Raw genomic sequence first — 8,602 nt, 5'->3', positions numbered from 1 at the left:
TCACCGAGCCCGCGGCGGGTCCTTGCCCGGAGGCCGGCGGGTCGCCGAACAGTGAGTGCGCGCGGCCCAGCACCTCACCGACCTGAGCCACCACCGCGCCAACCGACACGAAACCAGTATCAGCGACTAAGACCCACCCCCCAGACACAAAATTCGGCAGCAGGCGGCACCGCTACTGCGCCTAAGCGTCTGTCTCCCCGAAGCAGGGTGGGCCCCACAATCCGCGGCCGGCAGTGCGCGCTGACGCTTCGGCCGCGGCGATCTCGCCTGCCCGCTGCGGCGGCCTGGATACATCGAAAACGTAGCTTCGTGCTGCCCCTGCGGCCGCGGCAAGAACGGAGTAGTCGCCCTGGTCGGTCTCGACGTAGGCCAAGGTGCGGTTAACTGCAGTTGGATGATCCACGTGGTGCGGCTGTGCAGGCTCAACTTGTCGGCCGGTGCGTTTAGTCTCCACGCAGATTGAACTTCCGGACCAGGGGCTGTGATGGATGACGGGATCGAACCGAGACTTGTGGAGGTTCTCGATGTCCCGAGGCTTGGTGCGGTCGTTCGCGGCAATGCGGGCTCGTTGCCGTGGCGTTTGGTCGACGAGTCGGGTGCCGGCGTAAACCACGTCAATCTGTGGTTGGCCGACCTGTTCGCGTGCGACAACTCGCCTGCGACGCTGCGCGCCTATGCGTACGACCTACTGAGCTGGAGTCGTTTCCTCGGCGCACTGCAGGTTTCGTGGACTCAGGCAACGCGGGGCGAAGTCCGGGACTGGGTGAGGTGGTACCGGTGTCGCGCGAACCCGCAACGACGCCGCGGATCGAGTGCGGATACTCATCGGCCGACCCCAGGTTCTGTGAACGAGCGGACGGGCAAGGCCTACCTGGAGTCTTCCTACGCGCGGTCGTCGATGAATCGCAGACTGTCGTCGCTCAGTGGCTTCTACGAGTTCGCCCTGGAGTCGGATCTCGGGCCGCTCATCAACCCGGTACCGAAATCGCGCGACGATCTCACTCGACTCGACGTGCACCGCCAGCACTTCGATAACCCGCGCCCCCAAAAGCGCGCGCCTTATCGGCAGAAGCTAGTGGAACGTGCGCCGCGCGCGCTCAGCGACGACCTGTACGAGGAGGTATTTGCATCGCTGAGAACAAACCGCGACCGTGCCATTGTCGCTACGGCGATCTCCTCTGGTTTACGCGCCAGTGAACTGCTCAGCATGCGGCGGGGGATGCTCCATGCCGCCGACCAAACCGCCGATGTAATACCCAAGGGCGGGAATGGAAGTCGTGTCATGGTCCGTATCAGTCCCACTGCGTATCTCTGGATCGCCCGGTACCTTGCTGAGCGCCCCGTGGGTCCGCCTGAAGAGCCAGTCTGGCTGACATTGCGCGGCACACCGCGGCCGCTGAGCTATTGGGCAATGCGACAGATCCTTGAACGCAGCAACGCGCTGCTGGGCTCCAACGTCACGATGCATGACTTCCGGCACACCTTCTGCATGCGTCTCGCCCAGGACGAGAACATGACCATCGCGGAAATGCAGGAGCTGATGCGGCACGCGTCGATCGCCAGCACCACACGCTACCTGCGACTCACCGTAGCCGAACTCGTCGACAAACTTGATCAGCACTGGAATAGACCCCCGTCACCGCAGCCCACGCCGGCGAAAGGCTATGCGGCAGAAGATCTCCAAGTTCTTTTCGGTCGGGCATTCTGATGGCGCGGGTGCTCACGCGTGCCCAGTCGCTGGCGAGTTCGTCTGCGTTTGCCAACCATCCAGTCGAAGTACTGCCTTCGCTGTCCCCGACGCCCGAGGACCATCCGTGGTTCGGAAACACTGTCACCTGCGCCGAACGTGAACGCATCATCACTGCGGGACTTCCGCTCGTGATGGCACGGATGAGTGAGAAGTACCGCAGCGAGGCAGTAGCCCGCAGCGGTGCACGGCTCTGGCTGAGTCGCCTATTGGACTGGCTGGATGGCTTTGTCGGCGACAGTTATCAAGACCGTTGGATCGCCAGCGATTCCGATCGCCAGCCGAAGGCGTGGTGCCCAGCCTTATCAACCGGATCGCATACACGGCTTGGGGCAAGGCTGTCGATCAACGCACTCATAATGCTGGGGGTCATTCGTCCCGGCCATGACTGGTTGATCGAGAACAAGCAGGCGCGGTTCTACCGTGACTGGACGACCACGCACGAACCGAAGGCGTGGGATCGCTACTTCGCCGCCGCGGAGCACGAGGGCGCACCGGAAGTGAAGAAATGGCGAACCGCCACCCACCTGGTACGTATCAGCATCTGCAACGGGCTGCCAATCACCGAGCTGCACAGCCAGCATGTGTTGGCCTACCGAGACTTTCTCGTCTCGACCGGCAGGATGCCGGGGGATCTTCTCGCCATGTGGCACTACGGACGCCGCGGCGGACTGTTCGCCGGTGAAGCCGACGACCTGCGGCACTACCTCATCGCCAAACGTCTCAGTCCCACCGAACTGGTCGACCGCTTCAATGTGCGAGCTCCCAGCGTGCGAGGACTGTTGATCGCCTACCTCGCCGAGATCGCCGTCGGTCAGGACTACGCCAGCCTGGACGGAACCAGCCGAAACCTGGTGAAGCTGTTCTGGAAACCGATCGAAGACGCCAACCCCGGCATCGACACAATCAGTTTGACGAAGGCCCAGGCATCCGCCTGGAAAGAGTGGTTGCGCACCAAACCGGATGGGACTCCGCGCCGGCACGCCGAGAGCATTCTGGGAGCGGTCCGCAGCTTCTACCTCGACGTGGCTGCCTGGTCCCACGAGGATCCCTCGACGTGGGCCCATTGGGCTGTCTCATGCCCGGTCAGCATCCGCGACGTCCGAGGCCAGCAGAAGCGCCGGGCCCAGCGGGCACACCGCATGCATGCCCGCACCCGCACCCTCACCCCGCACGTCGATGCACTCGTCGCTGCAGCCCGGCGGGCGTACGTGCAAGCAGCAGAGCTGCAAGCGGTCGCGACGACAGCGCCGTTCGGTGAACCGTTCGCCGTGCACGGGAGCACCTACATCAAGCACACACCGGGCAAGCGGGCCGACCGAGTGCGCATCCATGTTCTGCAGGATGGATCGGAGAAGCGGGTTGACATCCACTACACCGTGACACGGGCCTTCATGACCTGGACGATCATCGAGGTGTTGCGCCACACCGGTATCCGGATCGAAGAGATGCTGGAGCTGACCCATCTGAGCATCAAGCAGTACCGCAAACCCGATGGCACCGTGATACCGCTCCTGCAGATCGCACCGAGCAAGACCGATCAGGAGCGGATATTTCCCTGCAGCCCGGAGTTGACCACCACCTTGGCGCGACTGGTCGAGTTCGTCAGCATCGATGGCCGCGTTCCGCTGTGCTGCCGAATCGACACACAGGAACGCCAGGTGTCGGCGCCGATGCCGCATCTGATCCAGATCCGAGAGGGTGGACGGTCGCGGGTAATCAACCAGTGCACGGTCCGAAAGTGGTTATCAGAGCTGGCCAACAGCATGGCCTTGAAGGACGCTGACGGTACTTCGCTGCATTTCACGCCACACGACTTTCGCCGGATCTTCATCACCGACATCGTCAACGCCGGGTTCCCGATCCATTTGGCCGCAAAGATGGTGGGCCACAACAATATCGAAGTCACGCGCGGCTACACCGCGGTGTATCAGAAAGATGTCTTCGAGGCATATAACCGGTTCATCGACAACCGTAGACAGGCACGGCCATCGGCCGAATACCGTGAGCCCACCCAAGCCGAATGGGACGAGTTCGTCGAACACTTCGGCCAGCGCCGGATCGCGCTCGGCAATTGCCACCGCCCCTATGGATCTGACTGTTCCCATGAACATGCCTGCATCCGGTGCGATTTCTGCGAGGTTGAACCGGCCCAGGCCGCAAGGCTCGATGAGATCCGTGACAACCTTCGCCTCCAGGTGGTCGAGGCCCAAAAGAACCGGTGGCTGGGCGACGTTAACCAATTACGCCTCACCATTGAGCACGCCGACCGCAAGGCGGCGAGGCTGGCAGCCCTCACCGAGGCGGCCCCGGTACTCCTTGCCGCGCACACGTCCTGACGCGAGCAGTAAGGGACCGTCCTTCTGACAGCTAGGTGCAGCAGTTGGGGTCGAGGACGACGCAGAGTGCCTGCAGGGCTTCGGGTTTGACGCGGTGAAAGACGTTCATGCCGCGCCGGTCGGAGATCACCAGCCCGGCTTTGCGGAGCTGGCCCAGGTGGTGGCTGACGGTGGATTCACTCAGGTCGAGCACCGCGGCCAGATCGCCGCTGGTCTCTTCGCCGGGGCGTGAGCTGAACAGCAGCGACATCATCTTGACCCGCACCGGGTCGGCGAGCGCCTTGAGCCGCATCGCGACCTGCAGGGCATCGGCGTCGCTGATCGGGCCCGCGGCGACCGGGGCGCAGCACACCGGGGCGGACATGTCGATCACGGGCAGCGCTTTGGGCATGACCCCATCCTGCCACCTGTCTTGACATATATCAAAAAGGTGGCATCCTGAGGTCGACGCGCCAGTTCGATATATGTCTCATCCCTAGTGGGAGGTCCATCATGTCCCGTATGCAACTCGCCCTCAACGTCGATGACCTCGACGAGGCGATCACGTTCTACACCAAACTGTTCGGCGTCGACCCCGCCAAGGTCAAGCCCGGCTATGCCAACTTCGCCGTCGCCGAGCCGCCGCTGAAGCTGGTGCTGCTGGAAAATCCCGGTAAGGGCGGCACCATCAACCACCTCGGCGTCGAGGTCCAATCCAGCGACAAGGTGCACGCCGAGATCGCCCGCCTGACCGGCGAGGGGCTGTTCACCGATGAGGAGATCGGCACCACGTGTTGCTTCGCCACCCAGGACAAGGTCTGGGTGACCGGGCCGGCCGGAGAGAAATGGGAGGTCTACACGGTGCTGGCCGACTCCGACACCTTCGGCACCAGCCCACAGCACCTCGACGATTCCGCCGACGGCGAGGGTGGGGTGTGTTGCGGCGGAGCCTCCAAGGAGGCTGACCCCGCCGCAGCGTCCTGTTGCTAGCCGATCGCACCTGCCGCGGCCGTGGTCACATGGCCGCGGCAGGCGCATGATCGGGGCATGGACCGCGATGCCATCGCTGCCGATCTGGAGCGCGCGCGTGTCACGTTCCACCAGCTACTGGCGGCCGCCGGCCCCGACGACTGGGATGCGCCGACGCGCGGAACCCGGTGGACCAACGAACAATTGCTGTTCCACATGGTGTTCGGCTACGTGGTCGTGCAGCGGCTGCTGCCCCTGGTGCGGGTGATGGGCCGACTACCTGACCGCGTCAGCGGGGCATACGCCCGGTTGCTCAACGCCGCGACCACGCCGTTTCATCAAATCAACTACTACGGATCATGCGCCGCCGCCATGGTCTACAACCGGCGCAGGATGGGCGCCAAACTCGACCGGGTCATCGACTCACTGCAACACCGGCTCGCCCGCGAGACCGACGACACCCTGCGGCGCGGCATGCATTTCCCGCCGGGATGGGATCCGTTCTTCTCCGACTACATGACGCTGGAAGACGTCTACCGCTACCCCGGGCGCCACTTCGACTTCCACGCCGCCCAACTCACCTTCACCTGACGTTTCATTTGCCAACAACTTCGATATCCGTCAATATTGATGTATGTCGAAGTCGCAGGAGTCGTTGACCGACGGGGACGCGTGCTGCCCACCCGGGGCGCTGCTGCGCGAACCCCTTACCGCCGCGGACGCGGCGGACATGGCGGTCAAACTCAAAGCGCTGGCCGATCCGGTACGCCTGCAGCTGTTCTCCGCGATCGCCAGCCACGCCGGTGGTGAGGCCTGCGTCTGCGACATCTCCGCCGACATCGAGGTGTCACAACCGACCATCAGCCACCACCTCAAAGTGCTGCGCGACGCCGGGCTACTGACCTCACAGCGCCGGGCCTCCTGGGTGTACTACGCCGTGGTGCCCGACGCGCTGGCCAGCCTCGCCGTCCTGTTCGGCATTGACGCAGCCGCCGGGGTGTCGGCATGACCGACACCACCACCCCGGCCCCAGCGGTCGTGGGCAAGCTCTCCACCCTGGATCGGTTCCTGCCGCTGTGGATCGGCGCGGCGATGGTCGCCGGGTTGCTGCTGGGCCGCTGGGTTCCCGGCTTGAACACCGCGCTGGAAAGCGTTCAGCTGGACGGGATTTCACTACCCATCGCTCTTGGCCTGCTCATCATGATGTACCCGGTGCTGGCCAAGGTCCGCTACGACCGCCTCGACACCGTCACCGGCGACCGCAAGCTGCTGCTGTCCTCACTGGTCCTGAACTGGGTGCTCGGCCCCGCGCTGATGTTCGCGCTCGCGTGGCTGCTGCTGCCCGACCTGCCCGAATACCGGACCGGCCTGATCATCGTCGGCCTGGCCCGCTGCATCGCCATGGTCATCATCTGGAACGACCTGGCCTGCGGCGACCGGGAAGCCGCCGCCGTCCTCGTGGCGCTCAACTCGATCTTCCAGGTCATCATGTTCGCCCTGCTGGGCTGGTTCTATCTGTCGGTGCTGCCCGGCTGGCTCGGCCTGGAACAGACCACCATCGACACCTCCCCGTGGCAGATCGCCAAGTCCGTGCTCATATTTCTGGGCATCCCGCTGCTGGCCGGCTACCTGTCGCGCCGGCTCGGCGAGAAAACCAAGGGCCGTGACTGGTACGAGGCCAAGTTCCTGCCCCGGATCGGGCCGTGGGCGCTCTACGGGCTGCTGTTCACTATCGTGATTCTCTTTGCGCTGCAAGGCGACCAGATCACCCACCAACCGTTCGACGTCGCCCGCATCGCCCTGCCGCTACTAGCGTACTTCGCGATCATGTGGGGCGGAGGCTACCTGCTCGGCACCATGCTCGATCTCGGTTATGAGCGCACCACCACCCTGGCGTTCACCGCCGCGGGCAACAACTTCGAACTCGCCATCGCCGTCGCGATCGCCACCTACGGCGCCACCTCCGGCCAAGCCCTGGCCGGCGTCGTCGGCCCGTTGATCGAAGTCCCGGTCCTGGTCGGGTTGGTCTACGTGTCCTTGGCGTTGCGCAACCGGTTCCACCACCACACCTCCCAACACCTTCCTGCCGACGGCTCGACGACGAGAACGGAACCCAATCCATGACTGACAGCCCCGTCACCCACGAGCTTCGCCACGATCTGTCCATCGACCAGCAACTCGCCCTGAAAACCGCGGCGACCCGGCTGGGCGGTGAGTTCGATGGCACCTTCGGTACCGAAACCATCGAACGGTTCTTGCATTCGTCCTACGACCAGTTCGCCGGCCGGGCCACCATTCCGAACTTCCTGCCGCTGTTGGCCGAACGGTTCGCCCGCCAACGCCTGCACGCCCTGGCGAGAGTGGAAGGAAAGATCAGCGACGGCAAACCGACCGTGTTGTTCCTGTGCACCCACAACGCCGGCCGCTCGCAGATGGCGCTGGGCTACTTCACCCACCTGGCCGGTGACCGGGCCGTCGCCTGGTCCGGTGGATCCGAACCCGGCAACGAGATCAACCCCGCCGCGATCGCTGCCATGCACGAAGTCGGTATCGACATCACTGGCGAATACCCCAAACCCTGGACCGACGAAATTGTGCAGGCGGCCGACGTCGTCATCACCATGGGCTGCGGGGACGCCTGCCCGATCTTCCCCGGGAAACGCTACGAGAACTGGGAACTGCCCGACCCCGCCGGCCAGGGCCTCGACGCCGTCCGCCCGATCCGCGACGACATCGAAGAACGCGTCCACCGTTTGTTGGCCGACCTGAACGTGCCCGTCACCCGGTAGCCGCGAAAACCTCAAGGGAACACACCGAATATGGCTGACACATCAGTGTTGTTCGTCTGCGTCAGTAACGCCGGAAAATCGGTCATGGCCGCCGGGCTCATGCGCCAGATCGCCGGACCGACCATCCACGTCAGCTCGGCGGGCACCCGCGCCAAGACCGCCGTCAACGACCTCTCGGTACAAGCCTTGGCAGAAGTCGGCGTCGACATCAGCGACCATCAGCCCGCCCAACTCACCGCGCAGATGCTCGACGACGCCGACCTGGTCGTCATCGTCGGCAGCCAAGCCCACCTCGACGAGTACTGTCCCGGCGTCACCATCCAGCGGTGGGATACCGACGAACCCTCCTTGCGCGGCATCGACGGAATCGACCGCATGCGAATCATCCGCGACGACATCACCACGCGCGTCCAGGCCTTGGCCGCCAACCTTTCCACCGCGATCACACCACCCACCGGCCAGCCATCCCGATCCAACGCGCGTATTGAGCGAAGCTAGATGTATGCGTGTGGAACTTCTCACGAGCCCGGGATGTCCGAATGCAGCGGCGGCTCGGCGCTTGCTCGCCGAGTGTCTGTCTGAGGTTGATATCGCTGAAGATGTGGTGGTGGAAAGGGTCGGTGGATATCCATCGCCAACAGTGCTCGTTGATGGTATGGATGTCATGAAGCCGGGCACTGAGCTGGCAGCTGATGCGTGCCGATTGGACCTTCCGACCAGGGATCGCGTGCTGGCGGCGCTTCGGAGTGCGACGCCGTTGACGTGATCGATCCGGGGTC

At 64.1% G+C, this 8,602-nt stretch carries 8 protein-coding genes and 2 pseudogenes; 8 read left to right on the top strand and 2 right to left on the bottom strand.

Annotated features, from left to right (window positions below; translation table 11 throughout):
- A pseudogene (locus ACTWP6_RS26070) lies at positions 1 to 148 on the bottom strand (lytic transglycosylase); the annotation flags it as partial.
- Between the two features lie 336 nt (positions 149 to 484).
- On the opposite strand from ACTWP6_RS26070, the gene ACTWP6_RS26065 reads away from it, so the two are divergent.
- Positions 485 to 1,708 carry a tyrosine-type recombinase/integrase gene (locus ACTWP6_RS26065; protein ID WP_067771209.1) on the top strand — a complete coding sequence of 408 codons (1,224 nt, stop codon included), beginning with the start codon at positions 485 to 487 and terminating at the stop codon, positions 1,706 to 1,708.
- Positions 1,708 to 4,086: a tyrosine-type recombinase/integrase gene (locus ACTWP6_RS26060; protein WP_443189189.1), complete on the top strand. Its 2,379-nt coding sequence runs from the start codon at positions 1,708 to 1,710 to the stop codon at positions 4,084 to 4,086. Before ACTWP6_RS26065 ends, ACTWP6_RS26060 begins: the two co-directional genes overlap by 1 nt.
- A gap of 31 nt (positions 4,087 to 4,117) precedes the next feature.
- On the opposite strand, the gene ACTWP6_RS26055 is transcribed toward ACTWP6_RS26060, so the two are convergent.
- On the bottom strand, positions 4,118 to 4,477 hold the full coding sequence (locus ACTWP6_RS26055; RefSeq protein WP_003887760.1) for an Rv2640c family ArsR-like transcriptional regulator: 360 nt from the start codon (positions 4,475 to 4,477) through the stop codon (positions 4,118 to 4,120).
- Between the two features lie 101 nt (positions 4,478 to 4,578).
- Between ACTWP6_RS26055 and ACTWP6_RS26050 the strand changes: the two genes are divergently transcribed.
- From ACTWP6_RS26050 to ACTWP6_RS26025, 6 genes and pseudogenes are all read left to right on the top strand, one after another.
- The gene (locus ACTWP6_RS26050; protein WP_013470142.1) at positions 4,579 to 5,055 is read left to right on the top strand and encodes an ArsI/CadI family heavy metal resistance metalloenzyme; all 477 of its coding nucleotides are present in this window, start codon (positions 4,579 to 4,581) and stop codon (positions 5,053 to 5,055) included.
- A gap of 57 nt (positions 5,056 to 5,112) precedes the next feature.
- Entirely contained in the window at positions 5,113 to 5,625 is a 513-nt protein-coding gene (locus tag ACTWP6_RS26045) for a DinB family protein (RefSeq protein ID WP_099962890.1), read from the top strand.
- Positions 5,626 to 5,668: 43 nt separating this feature from the next.
- On the top strand, positions 5,669 to 6,043 hold the full coding sequence (locus tag ACTWP6_RS26040) for an ArsR/SmtB family transcription factor (protein ID WP_003887763.1): 375 nt from the start codon (positions 5,669 to 5,671) through the stop codon (positions 6,041 to 6,043).
- A pseudogene (arsB, locus tag ACTWP6_RS26035) lies at positions 6,040 to 7,113 on the top strand (ACR3 family arsenite efflux transporter); the annotation flags it as partial. The gene ACTWP6_RS26040 and the pseudogene arsB, both read left to right, overlap by 4 nt.
- Before the next feature lie 41 nt (positions 7,114 to 7,154).
- On the top strand, positions 7,155 to 7,823 hold the full coding sequence (locus ACTWP6_RS26030) for an arsenate reductase ArsC (RefSeq protein ID WP_013470140.1): 669 nt from the start codon (positions 7,155 to 7,157) through the stop codon (positions 7,821 to 7,823).
- 30 nt (positions 7,824 to 7,853) lie between these two features.
- Positions 7,854 to 8,321: an arsenate-mycothiol transferase ArsC gene (locus ACTWP6_RS26025; RefSeq protein WP_006246586.1), complete on the top strand. Its 468-nt coding sequence runs from the start codon at positions 7,854 to 7,856 to the stop codon at positions 8,319 to 8,321.
- The last annotated feature ends 281 nt before the right edge of the window (positions 8,322 to 8,602 follow it).

The sequence above is a fragment of the Mycobacterium sp. 4D054 genome, assembly GCF_052245755.1.
GTDB lineage: Bacteria > Actinomycetota > Actinomycetes > Mycobacteriales > Mycobacteriaceae > Mycobacterium.
Note: the sequence above shows the minus strand (reverse complement) of the source record. Positions and strands in the feature narration are given on the sequence as shown.

What these genes read in the sequence shown, in the direction of transcription:
- ACTWP6_RS26065 (WP_067771209.1), top strand. Translation starts at nt 485, where the DNA reads ATGGATGACGGGATCGAACCGAGACTTGTGGAGGTTCTCGATGTCCCG.
- ACTWP6_RS26060 (WP_443189189.1), top strand. Translation starts at nt 1,708, where the DNA reads ATGGCGCGGGTGCTCACGCGTGCCCAGTCGCTGGCGAGTTCGTCTGCG.
- ACTWP6_RS26055 (WP_003887760.1), bottom strand. Translation starts at nt 4,477, where the DNA reads ATGCCCAAAGCGCTGCCCGTGATCGACATGTCCGCCCCGGTGTGCTGC.
- ACTWP6_RS26050 (WP_013470142.1), top strand. Translation starts at nt 4,579, where the DNA reads ATGTCCCGTATGCAACTCGCCCTCAACGTCGATGACCTCGACGAGGCG.
- ACTWP6_RS26045 (WP_099962890.1), top strand. Translation starts at nt 5,113, where the DNA reads ATGGACCGCGATGCCATCGCTGCCGATCTGGAGCGCGCGCGTGTCACG.
- ACTWP6_RS26040 (WP_003887763.1), top strand. Translation starts at nt 5,669, where the DNA reads ATGTCGAAGTCGCAGGAGTCGTTGACCGACGGGGACGCGTGCTGCCCA.
- ACTWP6_RS26030 (WP_013470140.1), top strand. Translation starts at nt 7,155, where the DNA reads ATGACTGACAGCCCCGTCACCCACGAGCTTCGCCACGATCTGTCCATC.
- ACTWP6_RS26025 (WP_006246586.1), top strand. Translation starts at nt 7,854, where the DNA reads ATGGCTGACACATCAGTGTTGTTCGTCTGCGTCAGTAACGCCGGAAAA.